Annotated in this window: 18 protein-coding genes; 13 read left to right on the top strand and 5 right to left on the bottom strand. The window is 52.1% G+C overall.

The genetic code is table 11. From position 1 onward, the window contains the following. Window positions 1–5: 5 nt before the first annotated feature. From DQG13_RS17200 to DQG13_RS17210, 3 genes are read left to right on the top strand one after another with little or no spacing between them, the layout of a single operon-like run. On the top strand, window positions 6–1,601 hold the full coding sequence (locus DQG13_RS17200) for an ABC transporter substrate-binding protein (protein WP_113021018.1): 1,596 nt from the start codon (window positions 6–8) through the stop codon (window positions 1,599–1,601). Between the two features lie 24 nt (window positions 1,602–1,625). Further along, entirely contained in the window at window positions 1,626–2,459 is an 834-nt protein-coding gene (locus DQG13_RS17205) for an ABC transporter ATP-binding protein (RefSeq protein WP_113021019.1), read from the top strand. Then, entirely contained in the window at window positions 2,452–3,177 is a 726-nt protein-coding gene (locus tag DQG13_RS17210) for an ABC transporter ATP-binding protein (protein WP_258525722.1), read from the top strand. The genes DQG13_RS17205 and DQG13_RS17210 overlap by 8 nt, the downstream gene beginning before the upstream one ends. An 82-nt stretch (window positions 3,178–3,259) precedes the next feature. Here DQG13_RS17210 and DQG13_RS17215 read toward each other — a convergent pair whose 3' ends face one another. The 5 genes from DQG13_RS17215 to DQG13_RS17235 are packed head-to-tail and all read right to left on the bottom strand — an operon-like array spanning window position 3,260 to window position 8,124. After that, window positions 3,260–3,856: an ABC transporter ATP-binding protein gene (locus tag DQG13_RS17215; RefSeq protein ID WP_113021020.1), complete on the bottom strand. Its 597-nt coding sequence runs from the start codon at window positions 3,854–3,856 to the stop codon at window positions 3,260–3,262. Further along, the gene (locus tag DQG13_RS17220) at window positions 3,810–4,676 is read right to left on the bottom strand and encodes an ATP-binding cassette domain-containing protein (protein ID WP_113021021.1); all 867 of its coding nucleotides are present in this window, start codon (window positions 4,674–4,676) and stop codon (window positions 3,810–3,812) included. Before DQG13_RS17220 ends, DQG13_RS17215 begins: the two co-directional genes overlap by 47 nt. Window positions 4,677–4,688: 12 nt before the next feature. Beyond that, window positions 4,689–5,525 (bottom strand): ABC transporter permease, encoded by an 837-nt coding sequence (locus DQG13_RS17225; RefSeq protein WP_113021022.1) that lies wholly within the window; start codon window positions 5,523–5,525, stop codon window positions 4,689–4,691. A gap of 1 nt (window position 5,526) precedes the next feature. Further along, window positions 5,527–6,495: an ABC transporter permease gene (locus DQG13_RS17230; RefSeq protein ID WP_113021023.1), complete on the bottom strand. Its 969-nt coding sequence runs from the start codon at window positions 6,493–6,495 to the stop codon at window positions 5,527–5,529. 18 nt (window positions 6,496–6,513) lie between these two features. Then, the gene (locus DQG13_RS17235; RefSeq protein ID WP_113021024.1) at window positions 6,514–8,124 is read right to left on the bottom strand and encodes an ABC transporter substrate-binding protein; all 1,611 of its coding nucleotides are present in this window, start codon (window positions 8,122–8,124) and stop codon (window positions 6,514–6,516) included. 199 nt (window positions 8,125–8,323) lie between these two features. On the opposite strand from DQG13_RS17235, the gene DQG13_RS17240 reads away from it, so the two are divergent. The 10 genes from DQG13_RS17240 (at window position 8,324) to kdpF (ending at window position 23,950) form a co-directional block, all read left to right on the top strand. Then, window positions 8,324–9,022, top strand: coding sequence for a response regulator transcription factor (locus DQG13_RS17240; protein ID WP_113021025.1), 699 nt, complete (start codon window positions 8,324–8,326; stop codon window positions 9,020–9,022). A gap of 67 nt (window positions 9,023–9,089) precedes the next feature. Further along, entirely contained in the window at window positions 9,090–10,322 is a 1,233-nt protein-coding gene (locus tag DQG13_RS17245) for a sensor histidine kinase (RefSeq protein ID WP_113021026.1), read from the top strand. Window positions 10,323–10,523: 201 nt separating this feature from the next. After that, on the top strand, window positions 10,524–12,272 hold the full coding sequence (locus tag DQG13_RS17250; protein ID WP_113021027.1) for a hypothetical protein: 1,749 nt from the start codon (window positions 10,524–10,526) through the stop codon (window positions 12,270–12,272). Between the two features lie 298 nt (window positions 12,273–12,570). Next, on the top strand, window positions 12,571–14,280 hold the full coding sequence (locus tag DQG13_RS17255) for a hypothetical protein (protein WP_113021028.1): 1,710 nt from the start codon (window positions 12,571–12,573) through the stop codon (window positions 14,278–14,280). Window positions 14,281–14,993: 713 nt separating this feature from the next. Further along, on the top strand, window positions 14,994–16,475 hold the full coding sequence (locus DQG13_RS17260; RefSeq protein ID WP_113021029.1) for an Lsa family ABC-F type ribosomal protection protein: 1,482 nt from the start codon (window positions 14,994–14,996) through the stop codon (window positions 16,473–16,475). 483 nt (window positions 16,476–16,958) lie between these two features. Continuing rightward, complete coding sequence (locus DQG13_RS17265; protein ID WP_113021030.1) at window positions 16,959–19,277, top strand: heavy metal translocating P-type ATPase; 2,319 nt, start codon at window positions 16,959–16,961, stop codon at window positions 19,275–19,277. Window positions 19,278–19,503: 226 nt separating this feature from the next. Then, window positions 19,504–22,197, top strand: a complete 2,694-nt coding sequence (locus DQG13_RS17270; RefSeq protein WP_113021031.1) for a sensor histidine kinase — start codon at window positions 19,504–19,506, stop codon at window positions 22,195–22,197. Next, entirely contained in the window at window positions 22,190–22,894 is a 705-nt protein-coding gene (locus tag DQG13_RS17275; protein ID WP_113021032.1) for a response regulator, read from the top strand. The genes DQG13_RS17270 and DQG13_RS17275 overlap by 8 nt, the downstream gene beginning before the upstream one ends. Window positions 22,895–23,481: 587 nt before the next feature. Beyond that, window positions 23,482–23,673, top strand: coding sequence for a hypothetical protein (locus DQG13_RS17280; RefSeq protein ID WP_113021033.1), 192 nt, complete (start codon window positions 23,482–23,484; stop codon window positions 23,671–23,673). 199 nt (window positions 23,674–23,872) lie between these two features. Further along, window positions 23,873–23,950, top strand: coding sequence for a K(+)-transporting ATPase subunit F (gene kdpF / locus DQG13_RS31900; RefSeq protein ID WP_397333989.1), 78 nt, complete (start codon window positions 23,873–23,875; stop codon window positions 23,948–23,950). Window positions 23,951–23,961: the final 11 nt, after the last annotated feature.

A 23,961-nucleotide genomic window follows, 5' to 3' on the forward strand; every position in this document is an offset into this window, starting at 1 on the left:
GAAAAATGAAAATGAATCTTAAAATAGGGGCGCTGACACTCAGCATCCTGATGATTATCGCACTTTTTGCCGGCTGTGCCACGGATGAAGTCTATGCTCCCCATGGGCAAACAAGTTCTTCTTCTCCAGGCGTATCCTCATCCGAAAAGGTGCTGACCTTTGGCTCTGTCGGCTACTTCTATAATGAACAATGGGATGCTGCCAAAGGGTGGGATGGCTGGGCCATTGGCTCGTATGGGGTAGGCGAGACCTTATTCCGTCTGAATGACGCGTTCAAAGCGGAGCCCTGGCTGCTGGAGGCTTACAGCACCAAGGACAACAAAACATGGGAGCTGGTGCTGCGGGACAATATTTTGTTCCATAACGGAAAGAAGGTGACTGCCGAAGCGGTTAAAAAATGCTTTGAGCGCACCCTCGCCGCTAATGAGCGGGCCAAGGAGCTGCTGCCGCTGGAAAGCTTTGAAGCCTCAGGCCAAACGCTGATTGTGAAGTTGAAGGAGCCTGTTGCGAGCCTGCCCAACGATTTAACCGATCCGCTGCTGCTGGTATACGATGCGGAGGGCTCTACGGATTTCGCCAAAACCACCTATTACACCGGGCCTTATATTCCCGCAGAGTTTAATCCCGGCGTAGAGCTCACCGTGGTGAAGAACCAGCAGTATTGGGGAGAAACACCCAAGTTGGACAAGGCTGTTTTCAAAACGATCAAGGATGCCAATGCGCTTATTATGGCCTTCCAAAACCGGGAGATTGACATTGTGGTCCCGATTCCCGAAGCGGGAATACCGGTCATCCAAAAGGACGCCAAGCTGAAGCTGGATACCTCAACCGGAATGCGGACCCAATTGATCCGGTTCAATATGAACTCCCCCGTAGTCCAGGATGCAGCGGTAAGAAGGGCTATCAGCTATGCCATCGACCGCAGCAGCTACTCCAAGGTTATCTCCCAGAATACGACGGTGCCTACTTACGGCATATTCCCGGAGGCTTTCCCCTTCGGCGGCACAAAGGGAGTAAACGCGGCCGTAACCGGCTTTGATCCTGCCAAGGCCAAGGAGCTTCTGTCCCAGGCGGGGTATGGGGACTCGGACAAGGACGGCATTCTGGAGAAGAACGGGGTGAAGCTGTCGCTGAAGATGATTGGCATAAGCGCGCAGAAGGAGATTCTGGAATTAAGCCAGGTTCTGCAAAGCCAGCTGCTGGAAATCGGAATTGATCTGAAGGTGCAGGCCATGGAGAATATAAGCGAGGCCCGGAAAAACGGCGCCTTTGACTTGACCTATGAATCCTATGTGGCGGGCTCCACGGGAAATCCCCAGCCGTTCATTGAATATATGTTTGTGACCGGCGGCAGCAATAATTTCGGCAAATATTCCAGCCCGGAAGTAGACCGTCTGGCTGCCTCCCTTCGCCAGGCTTCCGGGGAAGCGGAGAAGAATCAGGCCATCATCGGGATCACCCAGAAGATTTTGGATGAGGTTCCCTTTATTTTCTTTGCCCATAAAAATTTCACCTGCGCCTATAACAGTGAGACGGTGGCAGCCTTCCGCGCGCAGCCCTCCGAGTTCTATATCCTGGATCATACAACAGCGGCGAAATAAAACCCTGATCAAGGAGGAGCAACCTTGCTGCAAATCCGCGACCTTACGATTCATTATCATCACAAGCCTACTGTAAAACAGCTGAATATCCGGGTGGAGGAGCAACAAATTGCCGTCATTGTGGGGGAGAGCGGAAGCGGAAAAAGCACTCTGCTGCGGAGCATCCTGGGTCTGTTGGGAGAGGGAGGGGGCATCGCCTGCGGAGAGATTCTGTTTCATGGGCAGAATCTCTCCGCCATGCCTCCCAGGGAGCTGCGCAAAATACGCGGCGCGCAAATATCCATGATATTCCAAAATCCGGAGGCCTTTTTTGATCCCCGGATGCGGATCGGACAGCAGTTTTACGAAGCCATGAACGTGCATCAAAAAATGACGAGAAAGCAGGCGCTTCAGACAGCAGTTTCCCTGCTTGCCGACCTTCAATTTGCGGAGCCATTGCGAGTGCTGGATTCCTATCCCTTTGAATTGAGCGGAGGCATGTGCCAACGGGTAGCCATTGGGATGGCAATAGCCAATCAGCCGAAGCTGCTCCTGGCCGATGAGCCCACCAGCGCCTTGGATGTAACGGTCCAGGCGGAAATCATGGACCTGCTCCTCCACATGCAGAAGCGGCACCGCATGTCCATGCTGCTGGTCACCCACAATATGGCGGTGGTAGAAAAGATGGCGGATATGGTGGGAGTCATGTATCGCGGAGAGCTTGTAGAATGGGGAACCCGGCAGGAGGTGCTGTATGCTGCGAAGCATCCGTATACCCGGGCGCTGCTCCAGGCAGTGCCGAAATTCAAGGGAGCAGGGGGAGGAGCATATGGAAGGAACCCCGCTATTGGAGGCGAAGGGGTTGAAAAAGGTGTTTGAGGGCCCCAACGGCAGAATGACGGCTGTCGACGGCGTCCATTTTCAGATAAATACCGGAGAGTGCTACGGGCTAATCGGTGAAAGCGGCAGCGGCAAATCTACAGTTGCCCATATGATTGCGGGACTCCTGGATGCAACGGAGGGCGAAATCGCCTTTGACAGCAAGCGGCTTCCCGGCAAAGCCTGCCGTGAAGGCTTCCGCCTGCGGCGGCAGATGCAAATGATCTTTCAAAATCCCCTGTCCTCCTTTTCTCCCAAAATGACCTTGTTGTATTCGATATGCGAGGGACTTCGCTACCGGTTTTCCCTGTCCCGCCATGATATGGAGCAAAGGGCCTATGAAATGATGGATATGGTGGGGTTAAAACGGGAGTACGCCAGACGTTATTGCGGAGAGCTGAGCGGCGGGGAATGCCAGCGGGCGGCTATTGCCAGGGCTGTCATCAGCCGGCCCAAGCTGCTGATTTGCGATGAATCCACCAGCGCTCTGGATGTATCCGTACAGGCTCAAATCATGGGACTGCTTGCTCGGCTAAAGAAGGAGCTTGGTTTGTCCTACCTGTTCATCTCCCATGATATCGCATTGGTAGGCAGCATCAGCGACAAGCTTGCGGTCATGAAGGACGGCCGGATAGTAGAGGAGGGGGCGCCTGAGCGCGTCATTTGGAACCCCGGGCATCCATATACAAGCAGTCTTGTGAAATCGGCGAATTTGTAGCAGGCTGTGATAATAAGGCGGCATTAAATAAAGGTCCAAGCAAATGGTTAATCCAACCCATCCGCTTGGACCTTTGCCGGCATCAATTCACTTTATATACCGCATCACATAACCGGTTGATAAGGCTTTTTTCATGACTGACCACGATAATGCCGATTTCTCTGCTTTTGCAAATACGAAGAAAGGCATTCCAGATTTTCGCTTGGGTAATGGCGTCCAGCATGGTCGTCATCTCGTCGGCGATAATGTATTGGGTAGCAGGGTTCAGGGCCCGGACAATGCAAAAGCGCTGCAATTGGCCGCCGGAGAGCTCAACCGGCCAGCGGCTCATCCATTCCTCCCGTATCTCAAAGGCGTCCAGTATATCCTGGGAGGGATTGTATGATTCCGTTAAGACCTCTTTCATGCGCCATTTGGGGTCAATTGCCTTTTCCGGATGTTGATAGATCAATTGCACCGGGCGGAAGCCCCGCTGTTCCAGAGCCTGTTGTCCAATGGTTACGCATCCTGTTCGGGGAGATATATAGCCGGCCAATATTCTGGCCAAGGTGGTTTTGCCGCAGCCGCTGTAGCCCGATAACCCCAGAACCTGGCCCGGCGATACGGAGATGTTGACATTCTGAAAGATCCAGTTATTTTTCTGATAATAATACCCCAGATTTTCTCCGGTCAATTTCAAAGTCTTTCACCTCTTCTCCCTGAAATTCCAGACCAAAATCATGCTGCGGCAACGCTCTCCAGAGTCTTCGGGTATATTCCGCATTCAACCCTTCGCCGTTCCCCTGAAAAGCGGACGCATCCGCCACTTCTACTGTCCGCCCGTCCTGGATGACGGCTACCCGGTCGGCAATCTCCAGAGCGGACATAATATCATGCGTAATCAGCATAACTCCTGCGCCATTCCTTGCTACTTGGGCCAGTTGCCGCAAAATCTCGGACAGGGCCTCCGGATGAATTCCCGGTGTGGGTTCATCGGCGATAACGAGTCGAATCCCCTCCCGGACACTGGTTGCGAACAGAATCCGGCGAAGCATGCCTCCCGATAATTCATGGGGAAGAAGCCGGCTTACCCTTTGGTCCAAGCCATATTGCTGAAACAACTCTTGCTGTATTTGTTTGGCCATGGTTTTGGGAAGGCCAATCTGTACCTGCCTCCCCACCCTCATCAGAGGGTCCAGGTAATTGACCGATTGGGGAATAAAGGATATTTCCCGGCCGCGCAGTTGGACCTTGCGCTCTTCGGTCAGTTTTTCTCCGCGGTACATCATTTGTCCTCCGCATATGGAGTTCTGAGGCAATATGCCCAATACCGCGTGGGCCAGCAGGCTTTTGCCGGAGCCGCTGGCTCCTACCACGGCGACAATTTCCCCTTCATGAATGTCCACGTTTAAATCAGAGATGGGCTGGATCAGGCGCTTCCGGGTTCCCTTCAAATATTGGGAAAATCCAATGGACAACCCCTCGACCTGCAATAATGGTTTTTTGGGCGCGGTGCTCAATTCCGGGGCCTCCTATTCATGAGAACTGGCGGGTTCCATCAGTATGCGAAGCTGCTCGCCGATATTATCGAAGCTCTTAATCACAATAATGAGCAGCAAACCGGGGAAAAGCACCAGCCACCATTTACCGGTAGAAATATGGTTCATAGCTTCGGAGAGGATGATGCCGACGGCAGGGGTTTGCGGTGAAAGCCCGAAGCCCAGAAAGGTTAGTGCCGCCTCATGCAAAATGACATGGGGAAACATAAGCAGGAACCCGATCATAATTTGCGGAAAAACAGCAGGGAGGATATGTTTGTTGGCGATAAACCAGGCTGATTTTCCATAGCTTTTGGAAATTTGGATGTATTCCGCGTTTTTGATTTGGAGCACCTCGGATCGCACAACTCTTGCCAATGAGGTCCAGTGAGTCAGAGAAACTCCCCATACAATCCCGTGTATTCCGCCGCCTGCAATAAAGCAGATTAATACCATGAAGACGAGATGCGGCATGCCGATGAACAAATCAATGATCCATGAAACGATGGCGTCAACCGTTTTGCCAAAGGTGGCGGCGCATATCCCCATAATGGTTGCAACAAATACGCTTATAAGGGAGGCAAAAGCACCGACTGCAAGGGACAGACGCAGCCCTTTGATTGTCCGCGTAAACATATCCCGGCCAAGCCAGTCCGTACCGAACCAATGATTGAAGCTGGGCGGCAGATTCCTGCTGGCGGCGTTCAATCGAAGATTGCTGTCGCTTAACAGAAAGCTGAGAATCAGGATGGCCACGATGAGGAGGGAGGAAAATGCCACAAACCCCATCATTCTCTTTCTTGCATTGGGCCCTTCCAGCTCTTTATGCATCTCATGCTCCCTCCTTGATTCGGGGATCTACCAAGGTATTTAGAATGTCTGCCATCAAATTTCCGGCAAAAACAAACAGTGAGCTGATCAGGATAATGCCCATAAGAAGAGGAAGGTCTCCCTTTAGTCCGGCTGTGGTCAGCGTGCTTCCCAGTCCGGGATAGGCAAACACCTTCTCGGCCAGTACGGAGCCTCCGAAGAGCTCCCCAAAATAGGCAAATTGCAGGGAAATTGCGGGAATGATGGAGTTGCGGAAGCCATGGTTTGCAAAAATTGCCCATCTGCCTTCGCCACGGGCTTTAGCGAAAACAACATACTCCGAATTTAGGATGTCGATCATTTTTTCGCGGGTATGCATAGCCACATTGGCAATCCCCAAGATGCTCAGGGACAACGCAGGCAGAACAAAGTGCCTCACACGGTCCATAAACGCTACCTCGCTCTCCCGTACGCCGGGCGGCGCGGCAAGACCAACAGGGAACCACTTGAGCCATACGGCAAATATAATCAAAAGAATCAATCCCAGCCAAAAGACCGGCGTGGAAACCAAGGTATAGCTGTACCATTTGATGATTCTGTCAATCCATTTTCCCCTATTCATGGCAGCCAATGCCCCCAGAAAATAACCAACCATTCCCGAGAAAATCCAGGCTGCTCCCATCAATGCGAGAGAGGTCATAAAGCGGCTCTTGATAATGTCCATTACCGGACTTCGGTATAGCTTGGAAATTCCGAAATTGCCCTGCAGCAGGGATTTGGCCCAGGAGAAATACTGCTCAACAGGGCTTTTGTCAACGCCCCAATACTCCTTGATTTTTGCAAGCTGCTCCGGGGAGGCGGAGCTGTCCGCACCGACGTAGGCATTGATCGGGTCCATTGGAGACATATAAATCAGGGAGAAGGTAAGAAGTGATAATCCAATCAGCAGGGTTACTACCCGGATTATCCGGATTGCAATTTTTCCGGCCATCGCCGATTCTCCCTTCCTTTATTCCATTGTCCATTCCGTGATATTTCCGAATAGTGCCCATTCATGGCCGTGCGAATGCACCGGTTGCTTGCCCAGATCCAGCCCGTCTTTTGTCAGGTACAAATGGTCAACGCGCAAAAGCCAAACAATCGGCGCATCTCCGATGCCACTGAAGCCGGTATTGCCGTCCCATTGCGCCAGCTTCCAATATTTATTGGCTTCCTCCTGAGTGGAGGCTGTTATCGCCCGTCTCAAATATTCATCTACCTTGGGATTCTCATAATTAGACATATTGTTGTAGCCTGTATTGATTACTTCGGAAGAATTCATGGTATACAGCTGATGGGGATGATGTCTGCCGCCGCCCCAGGCTACCGCTGCAGTTTTGCCCTTGAGGTATATCTCGTCCCATGTGGCTCCGATGAGATTAATCTTTATGCCGAAGGCGCTTGCCTGATCGGCAACAGCGAGAGAAAGATCGCTGCGCAATTGGTCACTGGAACTGAAGTACATGGAGAACTCAGCCTTGCGCCCATTTTTTTCAACGATTCCGTCTTGGTTCGAGTCAGCCCAACCGCCTTCAGCAAGGATTTTTTGGGCAGCCTCGATGTCGCCGTCCTTAATAACGGTCTTTTCATTGAACCAGGGCAGATTGTCGCACAGGGAAAAGGCCTTTTTGCCAAAGCCGTTAAGCGATACATCCAAAAGCTTCTGGCGGTCTAATCCGATATTAAGAGCTCTGCGTATTGCAGCATCACTGGTCACATCATTGCCGGTGTCTACTTCCTTGCCATTGGTCATGCCTTTTCCGCCACTGGGCTTTGTTGGAAGCATAATTCCGCGGGAATCGATGCTCTCGAAGGAGCGGAGGGTCATTCCCTTTACTGTTTGTCCGGCAAAGGTGGGCGGCACATAGACAATATCCGCTATTCCGGCTTTGGCGGAGGCAAGGGCAGCGTCCTCTTCCAGCAGCAGGAAGGTGAGTTTTTTGAATTGGGGGGTTGTTCCATACCAGTATGGATTGTATTCCATAATAATTTGCTGGCCATCGTTGTATTGAACCACCTTGTACGGTCCGGAGCCAATAGGATTGCTGGAATAATTATCATCATAATAAGCCTTGGGGACAATCCCGATCTCTGTAAGCTGGCTGACGAAGGTAGAACGCGGTTCCTTCAGATGGAAAATGATTGTGTTTCCGTCGGAAATGCTGATTGAGTGGATAAAGGACAAATCAAACTTTACACCGTCATCCTTGAGCATCTCGTATGTAAACTTGACATCCTCGGCAGTGACCGGCTCGCCGTTGGAAAACTTGACATCCTCACGCAGGGGAAAGGTCCAGGTAAGGGCATCATCACTAATTTTATAAGATTTGGCAAGATCGCCGATGAAGTTAAGCTCTGAATCAATGGTTAACAGGGAGCTATGGGTCAGCCGAATCTGGGCATGGGTTCCCCAACCCTTTTTGGGATCGAATTGTCCTACATCGGTTTTTCCTACGGCCAGCACCAGCTCGTCTTTTTTCTGGGTTTCTTGGCCGCTGCTCTCTGAAGAGTGATCGGATGACTGGCAGCCTGTCATAATAAGCAGGGCGCATGCCAGCATCAGCGTGAATAACTTTTTCATAGTAAAACCTCCTATCTCCTAATATTTTTTATCAATATAAGCAGCCAGCTGCAGTGCCAAGTATATATGGAGGCAATCGATAATAACAAGAGCTTTTAGCTTGATTTCATAATATTTCATAAATAACGGGCCCCGCTATTCTTGGAGTTTTATAGATTGCTTGTTAAAATGTATTGAAAAAGGATCGGGTGGTAAGCGGATGAGCGGCAAAATTTTGGTGGTGGACGACAGTGAGGATATTCGCGAGGTCATAGAGGTTGTGCTTAACAGCGAAGGGTATGAGGTTCATACTGCCGAAAGCGGGGAACATGCTCTTCGTCTATTGGACATTAACCATGATATAGATTTGATCATACTCGATATTATGATGCCGGGAAAATCGGGATTCGAGATCTGCCAGGATATCCGGAAAGCAACTACTGCGCCTATCCTGTTCCTCTCGGCAAAATCCCATATTGAGGACAAGGAGAGGGGACTGTCTGTAGGGGGAGACGATTATTTGCTGAAGCCCTTTTCTCCAATTGAACTGATAGCCAGAGTAAAAGCACTGCTTCGCCGGTATTCCGTATATCAGGGCAAGGATCAGAACCCGAAATCCGAGATTATCCGCATCCGTGAGTTGTTGATCCACCCAACCTCGGGTGAGGTTTGGATTGCCAACAGACCCGTATCTCTGCGTCATATGGAATACAAGCTGCTGGTCTATTTGGCAACGAATCGCGGCAGGATATTATCCGCTCAGGAGCTTTACGAAAGCATCTGGCAGGAGCCCTTTTTGCCTGTTTCCAACAATACAGTGGTTGCACATATTAAAAATTTGCGTCAACAGATCGAACACAATCCAAAGGAACCCAGGTTCATCATTACCGTGTGGGGCAGGGGGTATCAGATTGTTTAAAAAATGGCTCGTCCGAAAATTGGGATTATGCGTCATTTTTGCTTTTTTGTGCGCAGGTGCCGTTTTCATGCTGCTTGAGCATATTTCTGCCCAAATGATTGAGGGCAGGTACATGGATTCCGAATATGTACAAGCGCAGATGAAGCGGGAGGTGGAAGCCATTCAAGCATATATTGCGGAGCATGATATCGGCCTGAATCATTTTTACAAGGTGGCCAAATGGATGGACCGGGATAAAATCACAACCATCACCTTGTATGACAAGGACAATCTCATTTATGATTCGACCATATCGTATCTGGCCGGAACCATGAGCAGCGGCATACAGAGAAAACCTCTTCTTTGGCAGACCTTGTATCCCATTCATTTAAAGGATGCCGATGTCCACATGGATTTGACCGTATATCTGAAGCACCATGATTATGATCGGGCGCTTGTGGGAAATCTTCTGGTCTTCTTTGGGGTGTTTCTGTTTATTGTGCTATTTTTTGTGCACCGAAAAACCTCCCATATTCTTCATTTGGAGCAGCAGGTGCAATTAATGCAAGGGGGAATGTTTCATTTTCCCATTGAGACCAGAGGCAATGATGAAATATCGTCGCTGGCCCGAAACATTGACGACATGCGCAAGGTGTTTATCCAGCAGGTTCAGGCCCAAAATCAGATGCATGATCTCAGCAGAAAATTTGCCTCCACCATATCCCATGATATTCGGACTCCTCTGGCTGCCATGATCGGCTATCTGGATATTCTTATCAATAAAAGGACTGCAGACGAGGAGAAGCTAAGGCAGTACCTTCTGAAAAGCGCAGAAAAGGCCAATCAGCTGAAAGCCTTGATCAATCATCTATTTGAGCACTTCGTTATTTCCGGACAGCAGGAGGCGATGGCAGACAAGGAGAGTCGTATTGACGGCTTGTCCATTGAAAATATGATTTTGGACGGAGTATTTCTTCTTGAATCGGAAGGAATGGCAGTGAAAACCTCCTTAGCTCGTCAAGCCAATTATCATGTTCCAATTGGAAAGGAGCTGTTGCAGCGTGTATTGGACAATGTCATTTCTAATATTTTGAAGTATGCCGATAAAAATGAGCCGGTTCTTATTGAGACGAAGCATGAGGGAGATCATCTGATTATTTCTTATCAGAATAAAGCAAAAAGTCATATAGACCCTTCCTTAAGCACGGGCTTGGGCCTAATGACTTGTCAACATATTCTTGAGAATTGCCAGGGGGCGTTGGAAGCCGGGAATTGGGATGGTCTATATTTGCTTAAGCTGCAGCTAAGAAGGTATTCGTAATAATTACGTATATTCTGGCGGCCATTCCCCAAAAAATGCGACCACCGCAAAAAAAGTGACATCCGAAACCTAAAAAGTTGTACCCGATTAAGAACTTGTCAGTATCCGGCAAAGGGAGCCTTTGCTATGCTTTCTCATAAGCGGCAGGATAATAACAGATCAACGCGCAAAACCCAGGCCGCAAAATAGGAGGTAATGGCAATGGCACAAGCACCAGGCAACCCCCTGGCGGAATACGATCAGAAATGGACCGGCCACTTCAAGCAGGCGCTTCAGAAGATGCACAGCCGGTATAATCCCGATAACCGGCTGCTCCAATGTCCCTTCTCCAGCCCGGGCTATCATACAACAATCAAACAGGCGGATTTTGTCCATCCGTTTCTGCAGGCCATGAATTACGCCCTTGCGCTGCTGGATGATCAGGACCCGGCTTACCAACAGCGGGCCTATGATGTTTTGCAGGCTGTAATCGACAAGCAGGACCAGAACCCCGAGTCTGCCACCTACGGCATTTGGTCCTGGTTTTGGGAGGAGCCGCTGGAGCAGATGTCCCCTCCCGACTGGAACTGGGCGGACTTTATCGGCAAGCGTCTTATGCTGGTTTTGGCCCGTCATAAAACGCGCTTGCCCGCGGAGCTGAAACGGAAGGTGGAGGACGCTCTCTCCCATAGCTGCGAGGCGATTATCCGCCGCAACGTGGGACCGGAATATACCAATATTGCCATTATGGGCACCTTCGTTACCCTTGTGGGCGGCGAGGTTCTGGGCAATTCCCGGTTCAAGGAATATGGAGTCAACCGGCTGCAGCGGGTTCACGGGTATACGATGAAAACCGGCACCTTCCTGGAGTACAATAGTCCCGCCTATGGCTCTGTCTGTTTGATCGAGCTGTCCGGTCTGGTCAGTCATATGCAGGATAAGGAGGCGCGGAAGCTGGCCGAGGAGCTGCTGGAGCTGACCTGGACGATGACGGCGGAGCATTTTCACCCGTCCACTATGGAATGGTCCGGTCCGCATGCCCGCTCTTACGATACCTTCTTGTCTTCCAACCGGCTCTCCTTTTTGCATATGGCTCTTCAAGGGCGGCTGCCGCTTATTCCGGAAGAGGAATTCACGTACAATACGGAATGGTACGGCAATGAAATTCATTGTCCCGAGCATCTGCTTCCGTTCTTCGGGACTGGGGATACCCGGGAGCTTCAAGCCCAGCTGCCTGCAACCGATGAGTTCGGAACAAGAACCGCCTACACGTATATGACTCCTTCTTGGTCCATGGGTTCCTTCAATCATGGGATCATGTGGAACCAGACCCGCAATTTGCTGGCTTTTTTGGGCCATTCCCCGCGGGACAGCTTCTATGCCCGGCTCCGCGTCCTGCATGACGGCTACGATTACTGCTCGGCCATATATGCGGGACAGCAGCGCCGGGGCGAGGCCTTGTTCGGGATTTGCTTCGCCTTGGACGGAGGGGATACCCATCCCAATCTGAATCTTTGCCACGGCAAAATTACGGCTGCGGATCTGCGGGTGCGGCTGGAGATTGGCGCCAAGGGCCAGGCTCCGCTGATCGCCATTGCGGAGGACGGGGCGGCCCGGGCGGAATTTCCCGGGACCGGACTGGCTCTCCGGCTGGAGCTGGCGGCCGCCAAGTGGGGCGGCGGGGCCGTCCGCCTGGAGGCGGTGGAGGAGCAGGGCATATGGGCGATTGATGCGGTGCTTTATTCCGGCGAAGCCGAGCTTATCGATTTCCATGCCATGGAAGAGGCCGCCTTCCTGTTTCATTTGAGCCTGGGCGAGGCTGACCAACTGGCCGGAGGGCCGGACGTACAGTGGCAGCAGAAGGAGGGGGACATCAGCGGCGTTCTGGGAGCCGGCGCAGATGCGCTGCATGTCCGGATTCCCGTAAAACCGGCAGACAAGCAGGACATATTCCGCAAGCAGGCCTTGTAGCCTCATTTGCCAAACACAAAAAAGCTTGATGACTGGACGAAAAAGTCCTTTCATCAAGCTTTTTACACGTTTCTGCTGCCCGCCGATCATCGAAAGCATCGAAAGCTGATGAACGCATGGAATTATGTTCATAACATAACAGATCAATACAAGCGGAGCTTATTTCTGGTACAATGATGTCAATATGTGGAGAGGGTCAACGAGGAGTGTCAGGAAATCTTCTTGGATGGCTTCGATTCGAACTGGTGGCTCTTTTTGAAAAAGAAGTAGAAACGATAAACAGGATGTGATCAGGTTCATGGAGATGGAAGTGCAAGCTCAAAGCATCATGAGGCGGATATGGCGGTACAAGTTTCACTATATCATCGCGTTTCCCGGACTGTTACTGATTTTTATATTTAAAATTGTTCCATTCCTGTCAGCCTTGCGGCTTCCGTTTATCCATTACAATCTCTTCAGGGGGCTCGCAGACAGTCCTTGGACGGGCTGGGACAATTTCCGCACCTTGTTCGGCACTCCTGCCTTCCGCGCAGTGCTTGCCAATACGCTTGCCCTGAAGCTGACTTACATGCTGGTCTGCGGCATTCTGGCTGTAGCTCTGGCGCTGGCTCTTGGCGGCATTGTGTCAAGATGGCTGAGGTATGGTCTTGCCACTCTTTTTCTCATCCCCTATTTTATCCCTTCGGCCGTGGCGGCTTATCTTGTGCAGCACGCTTTCTCCGCCGGGAATATGGCCAGGCTTGGCATATCCGCATCTCCGTTGTTGGATAAGAGCCTGTTTCCTCTTCTGCTGGTGATGATGGAAGCGGTTAAAACCTGCGGCATCCCCGCGCTGCTGGCCCTTGCCGCCATGGAGGCCAAGTCTGCCGTTTCCATGACCGGGGCCGACTTGGTTCACCATCGCCTGATCCCCGCAGCCAGAGTTGCGGTTGCCTTCGTGCTGCTGCAGCTGTCTACGCTGCTGGCAACGGATTTTGAACTGCTTCACAGCCTGCTGAACCCGCTGGTGATGGAAACGGGAGATACCTTGGCAACCTTTCAATACCGGACATCTATGCTGCAAGCTAACTATGGCCTTTCGTCGGCATTATGGCTGCTGCAATTTGCGCTGCAATTCATGTTTACGGTTGCGGCCTACCTGCTGGTGCGGAGATTTTTCAAGGAAGATCTGTTTACCGGAATGAAGGAAAAGCATGAGATGGTGCCATCCGGGGGGAAAACGAATATCGCCGGTTTATTCGTTGCCCTGCTGTATGCCGCGTTTCTGTTGGGGGCGTTATACGGCCTGTTTATTTATCCATTCACTGCCACAAGCTCTGCCGGCCTGAGTGTATGGGATATTACAGGCAAGCTGCTTATGCTCCAATATGGCTTGATCTACTGGGTTGCGGCGAGTATTTGTCTGCTGATTACGGTTACTTTGGCGTATCCGCTGACTGTGAAGGATCTGCCCGGACGCGGATTGTACAAGGGAGTGCTGCTGGCGGTGATGGTCATGGGGACGGGGGTGGTTCATGAATATTTGTTCTTCAAAAACGCAGGGATGGTGAATACCATCTATCCCGCGGCGATAAGCGGGCTCTTCTCCATTAGCTCCATATTCGTGCTGAAGAGCATCTTCAACAGCCGTTTCTCCAGCCTGAAGAACGAAGCGGCGGCAGCGGGAAAAGGAGAGCTGCATTCCTTCTTCTGCTTGTTTATTCCTAAGTTATGGAAGCCGCTTATCGGACTTTGGGCGCTCCATTTTGCAGTCCTGTGGAGTTCTTCCTTCCCTTCGCTGCTATATATTAATAGCCCTAACCTGATGCCTCCGTTGCTGAGATTCAAAGCAGCCGCCATGGCCGTCAAGACGGATGCCATAGCCGTCGGTTCTGCGGCGCAGGCTCTGAACGGGGACCCGGTTCTTCTCCAGGCGGGTGCGGTTATTGCGCTTCTGCCGGTAGTTCTGCTGCTGGTCTTCCGCCGGTTCCTCACCCCGGAAGTGCTAATCAGCCAACTGCGCAAATGAGATGTATCGTTTTCCAAATCTTGATGCGCATTTTTGCGGCATAATAATTTCTAATGGAAGTATTGGCAATGCACAAGCACCGGGCAGCTACTAGCGGAATACGATCAGAAATGGACCGGCCACTTCATGCGTCTCATTGTGCGTGCGGACCCTGGTTCCGTTATTTCGCAAAAATTGGCCTTTTTTTCTCCGCCGCGGACACGGATGATCCCGTATATGCCAACAGCCGTTTGTTCGGCATACATGCGCAGAGCGGGGAGGCATGTTCTGCCTTGCTGCCTGATCCTGCGGTCCGGCAGGCCTATCCGTTATTTGGCCCCCCAACGGCCGCTTTTCCTGCTGTGAACCGGCGCTTTGAAGCGAAAATCCCCCGGGGCGGCACCCAGCTTTATTTACTGGGCGGGATGGATGAGTCGGATGTCAATTGAGTTTTCAAAAAGGCTGTGGTATAGTACAACTTAACAAACGGATTGGATGTGAAAAGATGCGGAAGTAATGTTCTTGCTCAGATGGAAGCCACTAAAACGGGTAAGCGGATGTTGCCGCTTGTTTTATTGCGCTTTTTTCTGCAAGAAGGTTGCTTCTTCTTCTTTTCACTCAGGATATATAACCTTAGTCATGCGCCGCGCTCTTGGGTATGGCTTGGCTTATATGTATGAGCTGCGGGAGGAGTGCCTTCTTGCAGCTCATATTTTTTTGCGGAGGTTATGCGTATGTCCATGATCCGGGTTACCGATCTGACCTTTGGTTATGACGGCAGCTATGACAATATTTTCGAGAATGTGAGCTTTCAAATCGACACGGACTGGAAGCTGGGGTTCACGGGGCGCAACGGCAGGGGGAAAACCACCTTCTTGAACCTGCTGCTGGGCAAATATGAATACCGCGGCCATATTGCCGCCAGTGTGGAGTTCGAGTATTTCCCGTTTCCGGTACCCCATCCGGAGAACAATACCCTGGATGTGATCGCAGACATTGTTCCCGATTATGTTCATTGGGAGCTTATGCGGGAGCTGACCCTGCTGAAGGTGGACGAGGAAGCCTTATACCGCCCCTTTCAATCCTTGTCCAACGGGGAGCAGACCAAGGTGCTGCTGGCCGCTTTGTTCCTGAAGGAAAACCGCTTCCTGCTGATTGATGAACCCACCAACCACCTGGATATGGCGGCGCGGAAGCTGGTGAGCGACTATTTGCGGGGCAAAAGCGGCTTCATCCTGGTCTCCCATGACCGGGCCTTTTTGGACAATTGTGTGGATCATATCCTGTCCATCAACAAAACCAATATTGAGGTTCAACGGGGGAATTTCAGCGACTGGTGGGAGAACAAGGAGCGTAAGGACCAATTCGAGCTGGCGGAAAACGATAAGCTGAAGAAGGACATTAAACGTCTGTCGGAGGCGGCTAAACGGACCAGCCACTGGTCCGATGAAGTGGAAAAAACGAAGAACGGCACCCGCAATTCCGGCTCCAAGGTGGATAAAGGCTATGTCGGGCATAAGGCCGCCAAAATGATGAAACGCTCCAAATCCATGGAGCAGCGGCAGCATTCCGCCATCGAGGAGAAGTCCAGGCTGCTGAAAAACATTGAAAGCGCGGAAAGCCTGAAGATTGCCCAATTGCCCTATCATAAAGGCCAACTGGCGGAGCTGGAGAATGTGTCGATTTATTATGGAGACAAGACGGTTTGCGAGGATGTCGGCTTTACCATTGAGCAGGGGGACCGGATTTCGCTGGTTGGCAAAAACGGCTCCGGCAAGTCCAGCATCATTAAGCTGATTTGCGGCGGGAGCATCACTTCTTACACGGGAACCTGCAGAATCGGCAGCCAATTGAAAATCTCCTATGTGTCCCAGGATACCTCCCATCTGCAGGGCAGCTTGACGGATTATGCCGCGGAGCACGGCATTGACGAAAGCTTGTTCAAGGCCATCCTGCGCAAGCTGGCTTTCTCCCGGCTCCAGTTTGAAAAGGAGATGTCCGCTTTCAGCGGAGGCCAGAAGAAGAAGGTGCTCATCGCCAAAAGCCTCTGCGAAAAGGTTCACCTGCATGTGTGGGATGAGCCGCTGAACTTTATTGACGTCATTTCCCGGATGCAAATAGAGGAGCTGCTGCTGGAGCATCGGCCGACCATTCTATTTGTGGAGCATGACCGGGAATTTGTGGAGAACATTGCTACGAAAACTGTCACTCTTTAATGAAAATGAAGCATGCCTGTTCGGGGCATGCTTTTTTCATTAACCAGGGCAGTCAGTTGAGGGGAGAACCTTCCTCATCGTGTACGCATTCTGTTACGGAATTCAGCGACCCTTATTGCGGTAAAAACGGGAATTTGGTTTTATTGCGGAACTGAGAAACCGTTAAATCCATTAGACGTCGAAAAGGAGGGGGAAATAAGGCTGCAGCGGGAAATAAGAGCTTCTCAGTTCCGTCATGGCGGAAACAAGCCGAAAAAGCAGCTTTAAGAGTCGCTGAGTTCCGCTATTCCAAGCGGGCCGAATAGTAGGTACCGGCGCAGAGACAGCAGGTGCTGGTGCAGAGACGGAAGGGACGGAGTGGCGCGGCAGTCGCCCATTCTTGAGCATGCTCCATTAAGAATTTTTCTCATTGACGCAGGAAAAACCCGGGGGTATAATATGAATAACACATGAGCAACTGTTCATATATGAGGAGTGAATCCTATGGGAGCCACTGCGCCGACCTTGAAGAAGAAGCTTATACTGGAAGGTTTGGATTGCGCCAATTGCGCATTGAAGATTGAGAACGGTGTGAAAAAGCTGGAGGGCATTTCCTCCTGCTCCGTAAATTTCGTCAATAAGACCATGACCATGGAGCTGGACGCCGAACGGGATGAGGAGATTATGGCGGAGGCCCGTCAAAAGGTGCTGTCCTTGGAGCCGGGCATCCGGATCATGGAAGCCCAAAAGCCTGCGCCGCGGCAAAAAATGGAGCTGAACCGGCATGTGCGCGTGGAGCAAGCCCAATGCTGCGGAGAAGACCATTGCCAGGAAACAGCTGCGGCAAAAGCGCTGGAGCAGGCGGAGGCCCATGGCCACAGCCACGGCTCCCGTGCGGAGGCGGAGGAGGATTACGGCAGCCATGCTGAGGACGACGGGCACGACCATTCCCATGACCACGGGGCAAACGCGGTGCGGACCGTGATCCTGCGCCTTATCGCCGGCACCGCTGTTGGGGCTGCCGCCATGCTGTTGTCCTTGGGGACGGCGGCGGAGCTTCTGCTGTTTATTGTTTCCTATCTGATTGTAGGCGGAGACATTGTGCTGAAGGCGCTGAAGAATATTGCCCGAGGCCGGGTATTCGATGAATTTTTTCTGATGTCCATTGCCACCGTAGGCGCCTTCGTCATCGGGGAGTATCCCGAGGGTGTGGCGGTTATGCTGTTCTATCAGATCGGGGAACTGTTCCAAAGCATTGCCGTTAACCGCTCCCGCAAATCCATCGGCGACCTGATGGATATCCGTCCCGATTACGCCAACCTAAAGGCGGGGGATGAGGTCAGGCGTGTCAGCCCGGAGGATGTGGAGATTGGCGATCTGATCCTGATCCGGCCGGGGGAGAGGGTTCCCTTGGACGGCAGGATTGTAGACGGCCTCTCCGCTATGGATACATCGGCCCTTACCGGCGAATCCGTTCCCCGCGAGGTAGCCCCCGGCGATGATGTGCTGGGCGGGTTTATCAACAAGAACGGCGTATTGACTGTCCGGGTGTCGAAGCTGTTCGGGGAATCCACCGTGGCCAAGATTCTCGATCTGGTGGAGAACGCCAGCAGCAAAAAAGCGCCCACCGAGAACTTCATTACGAAATTTGCCCGTTATTATACTCCTTTTGTGGTGATCTTCGCCCTTCTTCTGGCTGTGGTTCCTCCGCTCCTGATCAGCGGGGCCAGCTTCTCGGATTGGGTATACAGGGCGCTGGTGTTCCTGGTCATCTCCTGCCCCTGCGCTCTGGTGGTGTCCATTCCGTTGGGCTTCTTCGGCGGTATCGGCGCTTCCTCCAAGAATGGCGTATTAGTGAAGGGAAGCAGCTACCTGGAAGCTCTTAATGATGTTAAATATGTGGTATTCGACAAAACGGGCACCCTAACCAAGGGTTCATTTAAAGTAAATGCCATTGTTCCCGCCAACGGATGGTCCAAGGAGGAGCTGCTCCGTTACGCGGCTTACGCCGAATTGCACTCCACCCATCCCATCGCCCAGTCCATCCGGGAGGCGTACGGCCAGGAGCTGAATGAAGGGCAGCTGGCAGATTACAACGAAATCTCCGGACACGGCATTCAGGTAACTTACAGCGGCAAAACAGTGCTGGCCGGCAACGCCAAGCTGATGAGCCGGGAGCAGATTGCCTTCGCCGCTCCGGCTGAATTGGGCACCATTGTGCATGTGGCGGCAGACGGCCAATATGCAGGGTATCTGGCAATAGCCGATGAGATCAAACCCGATTCCATCAAGGCCATCCGCTCCTTGAAGAAGCTGGGCATCAAGAAGATTGTAATGCTGACAGGAGACAATAAGGCAGTGGCGGAGGATATTGGACGCAAGCTTGGCGTGGATGAAATCCGGGCGGAGCTCTTGCCCCAGCATAAGGTAGAGGCACTGGAGAAGCTGGATGCGGCCAAACCGGCCAAGGAAAAAATCGTCTTTGTGGGCGACGGCATCAACGACACGCCGGTGCTGGCCCGTGCCGATGTGGGCGTGGCAATGGGAGGTTTGGGCTCCGATGCCGCTATCGAAGCGGCGGATATTGTCATTATGACCGACGAACCCTCCAAGCTGGCGTCCGCCATTCATATTGCCAAAGCGACGCGGCGGATCGTATGGCAGAACATCCTGTTTGCGCTGGCGATCAAGGGAGTCTTCCTGCTCCTGGGCGCATTCGGCATCGCCACCATGTGGGAAGCCGTTTTCTCCGACGTGGGTGTGACCCTTCTGGCTGTGTTGAACGCCATGCGGGTGTTGAAAGTGAAAGCAACGGCCATTTAAGCTGTGTGACTAAAGCTGATTCCGGTGGGTTTATACCCGCCGGAGTCGGCTTTTTTTGCGCTCCGGCATGTATGCCTTCCAATCTTAATGCAATCTTAATACTGGAGGGAAAGTCATAATACGATCCTGATTTTGTTCGTGATATACTTACCCAAATGGGCACCCAAAGCCGCTCGTTTATGTGGCTCCGGAACCATGTTATTCCAGGGAAGCGGGGCAAACCAACATGCCAGCCATACAAGCCGGAGATGCAAGCTGGTTCGGGCATAGCCGTAAACCCCCGGACAAAAAACGGGGTACATTAAAAATATTCCTAAGCTTTTCTCCCGGAGCAGGCAAAACCCTTGCCATGCTAAAAGCGGGCTGCCAGGAGCGGAACGAGGGGAAACAGGTAGCAGCCGGATTTATCCGCCATTATAACAGGCCGGAGCTGTTAACCCTCCTAAATGATCTGAAGATGGCTCCGACTGCGGCTTTTCCTGCCGGGAACCCGGATCAGGAAGCCTTCGATTTGGATCGCGCCCTTACCGGAAAGCCGGACTTGATCCTGCTGGATGATCTTGCCGCTGCCAATCCGCCAGCCTGCCGCCACAAAAAAAGACACCAGGATGTTGAGGAGCTGCTTCGGGCCGGCATACATGTATATACAACCTTAAATGTGCAGCAATTGGAGAGCTTGACGGATATCATCCCTTACATTGAAGGAGTTTCCGACATCAGACGGATTCCCGACAATGTGCTGGACAATGCCGATTTCCTGGAGCTGGTGGATATTGAACCGAAGGAGCTGATCTCCCGGTATCAAAGAGGGGAGCTGTCATTGGCGGGCGATGCTGCCGCCTATGCTCCTTTTTTTCAGGAAAAAACCTTGACCCATCTAAGAGAAATTGCGCTTAGGATGACGGCCGCCCAATTAAACCGGATTGCCGCGCGGCTGCGAATCCAAGCCAATCGGGAGGAATCGGAGGTTAAGGATCATATTCTGGTCTGTCTGTCAGCCGCCTCCTCCAACAAGAAGGTGATCCGCACAGCCGCCCGGATGGCGGAGGTGTTTCACGCCAGATTTACCGCGCTTTATGTGGAAACATCGGAAGCCAATGAGCTGGCCTGGAAAGATAAAACAGAGCTTCGGGATAATCTGCGTCTGGCTGAGCAACTAGGGGCCCAGATCGCAACCGTGTATGGGGAGGATATTCCGGGGCAAATTGCGGAATATGCCAGAACCGGCCATGTTTCCAAAATTGTGCTGGGACGATCCCCCCACAAAAAGCGGGGGTTGTCCAAATCTACAGTGGTGGATAAGCTCATTGCGCAGGTTCCCCATATAGAAACCTATATTATTCCCTACCCGGAGCCCTCCGCCCGCAAAAGGCTGTTTCAATATTTGAAGCCGCCCAAGCTGTCGCTGGCGGATGCAGGGAAAACGGCGGTTATTTTGGGTATTTCTACGTTAATCGGATTCTGGTTTCACCGGATGGGCTACCGGGAAGCCAATATCATTACCGTATATATTGTGGGGATTCTGCTGCTCGCCACCATGACCCAAGGAAGAATTTACAGTGCGGCGTCGTCCGTTCTCAGTGTGCTGATTTTTGATTTTTTCTTTACGGTTCCCCGGTATTCCTTCCGTGCTTATGACTCCAATTATCTGATTACCTTCCTGCTGATGCTGGGGGCATCCTTCCTGACCAGCACGCTGACCATGCGGGTTAAGCTTCAGGCGCGACAAGCCGCCCAAAAGGCTTACAGGACGGAGGCGCTGCTGGAGACCAGCCGCAAATTGCAGCAGGCCCAGGATGCTCCGGCGGTTATTGAGGAGACCGCCCGCCAACTGGTCAAGCTGCTGGACCGCACCGTCATTTTTTATACTGCGGATGAAGGGCGGTTGTCGGCCCCGAGGTTCTTTCATAAGCAGGAGCCGGAGCAAGCGCAGCAGCTGCTCACGGATGAGAGCGAACGGGCGGTGGCCGACTGGGTATATAAGAACAACAAACATGCCGGAGCCACCACGGATACCTTCTCCGGGGCCCGCTGTCTGTATTTGGCTGTGCGGGGCGGTGAGACCGTGTTTGCCGTAGTGGCGGTGGTGATGAATGACGGGCAGCCCATAGAGGTGTTCGAGAAAAGCCTCATGATTGCCATGCTGGGAGAATGCGGATTAGCCTTGGAGAAGACGCGGCTGAATGAACGGCAGCAGGAAATCTCCATGCAGATCCAGCAGGAGCAATTGCGGGCCAATTTGCTGCGGGGCATCTCTCATGACTTGCGGACCCCCTTGACCAGTATTTCCGGCAACGCAGGCATTCTCATAGGGAACTCCCATGTGTTGAACGAGGCGCAAAAACGGGGGCTGTATGCGGATATCTATGACGACTCTATCTGGCTGATCCATCTGGTGGAGAACCTGCTGTCCATTACCCGGATTGAAAACGGCACACTCAACCTGAACTTCCAGGGGGAATTGATCGAGGATGTGATTGCCGAAGCCTTGCAGCACGTGTCCCGGAATAAGGAGGAGCACCGGATTCAAACGGAGGTTGAGGATGATCTCTTGATGGCCCGGATGGATTCCAGGCTTATCGTCCAGGTGCTGATCAATTTAATTGACAATGCCGTAAAATATACCCAGGACGGCTCCCATATCCGGATTTCCGCAAAGCGGGAGGACCAGATGGTGCGGGTCGAGGTTGCAGACGATGGTCCGGGCATTCCGGATGAAGCGAAGGCAAGATTGTTTGAGATGTTTTTCACGGCGGAAATCAGCCGCGGAGACAGCCGGAGGGGCTTGGGTCTGGGGTTATCCCTGTGCAAATCCATTGTTCATGCCCATGACGGCAGCATCGGGGTGCAAGATAATTGGCCGAAGGGAACCGTGTTTTATTTTACCCTGCCGGCTGCGGAGGTGAACGTATTTGAATAAGCCTGTGATTCTGGTGGCAGAGGACGACAAACCCATCAGCAAGCTGATCACAACCACATTGGAGACCCAGGGCTACAAGTATCTGGAGGCATCCACGGGGGAAATGACGATTATGGAGGCGGTGTCCCGGCAGCCGGATCTGATGATACTTGACCTGGGCCTGCCGGATATGGACGGGGTGGAGATTATCAGGAAGGTGCGGGCCTGGTCCAATCTGCCCATTATTGTGGTCAGCGCGCGCAGCGAGGACCGGGACAAGATTGAGGCGCTGGATGCCGGGGCCGATGATTATTTAACCAAACCCTTCAGTGTGGAGGAGCTGCTGGCCCGGCTGCGGGTGAGCCTGAGGCGGGTCCAGTATGACCGGGATAAGCTCCAGAAGGATGCATCCAGCTTTTCCAACGGGAATTTGCGGATCGATTACGCGGCGGGAGTGGTTTACCTGCAAGGGGAAGAAATTCATTTGACGCCCAGCGAATATAAGCTGCTTTGTCTGTTGGCCAAAAACGTAGGCAAGGTGCTGACCCATAATTATATCCTGCATGAGATTTGGGGCAGCCATTCGTATGATGTGCCTGCTTTGCGGGTCTTTATGGCAACCTTGCGCAAGAAGATCGAAAGCGGCTCGTCCCAGAAGCTGATCCAAACCCACATCGGCATCGGCTACCGGATGCTGCAGGTCAGTGAGGACGCATAACCTCCATAACATGGCCTATGCCGTTCAACCGTCACGTGAAGTGGCGGTTTTTTTGCGTTTTTCGCAACTGCTCCGCTATGACTGTTTGACAGCAAGAATCACTGAGTTCCGTAACATTGCCGCGGCTCCATTTCGCCTCTTTTTCGCCGTTTATGCCTGTTTATGCCTGCTTATGCCTGTTTATGCCACCGTTAGAGCCGCTGGAGTCCCGTATAGGCTGCGCGCAACCCATATCCTACCAATGCTATCATGCATAAGTGCAGTTAGTCTTAGCCGCGAGCCCTCTTTTTCGCCCTCTTCATGCAAAAGTGCATCTATTTTTCGCTGAAACCGCCAAACGGGTGGAATTCGCGGGAAATAAGTGCACTTGTGCATTTTGACCCTCCGTTTCAGCGGCTGAGCCATGAAATAAGTGCAGTTTTGCATTATGGACACACCATATCCATCTCGTTTCCGCAATAGCTGAGCAGCTACGTTTTTTCATTCTTAAGGCTTTCTTTATTTCACGCGCCAAACCCTAACCCCATGCTTATGGCCGCAGTGCTAAGCTGAATTACGGAGGGGAAGCCAAAGAGAGGTGACGAGAAATGAATGAGCTGCTGCGGATTTGGGGGTTCATAGGGGTGGGGCTTATCGTGGTGAGCCTGGCCAAAAAAATATGGATTGCTGTGGACATGAAGAGACTGTCCCGGATACCTCCGGAGGAGCTTTATGAGGTGCGCGGAGCAGGCACGGGTGCTTATTCGTCCGGACAGCCGAAGCCGGAAGAGGAATCTTAATGCGATCTTAATTCTCGGCGGGATATCCTAATCCTTCATTAATGAGAGACATGGTACGCTTGTTGCAGATCAAATAAAAGGAGCAAAACCCAATGATGGATCTATATATGGCGGCGGCATTGGCTGCAAGCTTCGGGTTATTTTACGCCTTTGCCAATTGGTGCGAGGCGCAGGTGGAGGAAAAAGGGAGGGAAGAGCAATGACTGTCATTCTGATTGCTACACTCTTTCTTTTTCTTTACCTGATCTACGCTTTGATTCATCCGGAGAAGTTCTAGGCGAAGGGATG

Origin of the sequence: Paenibacillus sp. YN15 (assembly GCF_003285005.1) — a bacterium.
Lineage (GTDB): Bacteria > Bacillota > Bacilli > Paenibacillales > NBRC-103111 > Paenibacillus_AR.

What these genes read in the sequence shown, in the direction of transcription:
- DQG13_RS17200 (WP_113021018.1), top strand. Translation starts at nt 6, where the DNA reads ATGAAAATGAATCTTAAAATAGGGGCGCTGACACTCAGCATCCTGATG.
- DQG13_RS17225 (WP_113021022.1), bottom strand. Translation starts at nt 5,525, where the DNA reads ATGCATAAAGAGCTGGAAGGGCCCAATGCAAGAAAGAGAATGATGGGG.
- DQG13_RS17230 (WP_113021023.1), bottom strand. Translation starts at nt 6,495, where the DNA reads ATGGCCGGAAAAATTGCAATCCGGATAATCCGGGTAGTAACCCTGCTG.
- DQG13_RS17235 (WP_113021024.1), bottom strand. Translation starts at nt 8,124, where the DNA reads ATGAAAAAGTTATTCACGCTGATGCTGGCATGCGCCCTGCTTATTATG.
- DQG13_RS17240 (WP_113021025.1), top strand. Translation starts at nt 8,324, where the DNA reads ATGAGCGGCAAAATTTTGGTGGTGGACGACAGTGAGGATATTCGCGAG.
- DQG13_RS17245 (WP_113021026.1), top strand. Translation starts at nt 9,090, where the DNA reads ATGCTGCTTGAGCATATTTCTGCCCAAATGATTGAGGGCAGGTACATG.
- DQG13_RS17250 (WP_113021027.1), top strand. Translation starts at nt 10,524, where the DNA reads ATGGCACAAGCACCAGGCAACCCCCTGGCGGAATACGATCAGAAATGG.
- DQG13_RS17255 (WP_113021028.1), top strand. Translation starts at nt 12,571, where the DNA reads ATGGAGATGGAAGTGCAAGCTCAAAGCATCATGAGGCGGATATGGCGG.
- DQG13_RS17260 (WP_113021029.1), top strand. Translation starts at nt 14,994, where the DNA reads ATGTCCATGATCCGGGTTACCGATCTGACCTTTGGTTATGACGGCAGC.
- DQG13_RS17265 (WP_113021030.1), top strand. Translation starts at nt 16,959, where the DNA reads ATGGGAGCCACTGCGCCGACCTTGAAGAAGAAGCTTATACTGGAAGGT.
- DQG13_RS17270 (WP_113021031.1), top strand. Translation starts at nt 19,504, where the DNA reads ATGCCAGCCATACAAGCCGGAGATGCAAGCTGGTTCGGGCATAGCCGT.
- DQG13_RS17280 (WP_113021033.1), top strand. Translation starts at nt 23,482, where the DNA reads ATGAATGAGCTGCTGCGGATTTGGGGGTTCATAGGGGTGGGGCTTATC.
- kdpF (WP_397333989.1), top strand. Translation starts at nt 23,873, where the DNA reads ATGACTGTCATTCTGATTGCTACACTCTTTCTTTTTCTTTACCTGATC.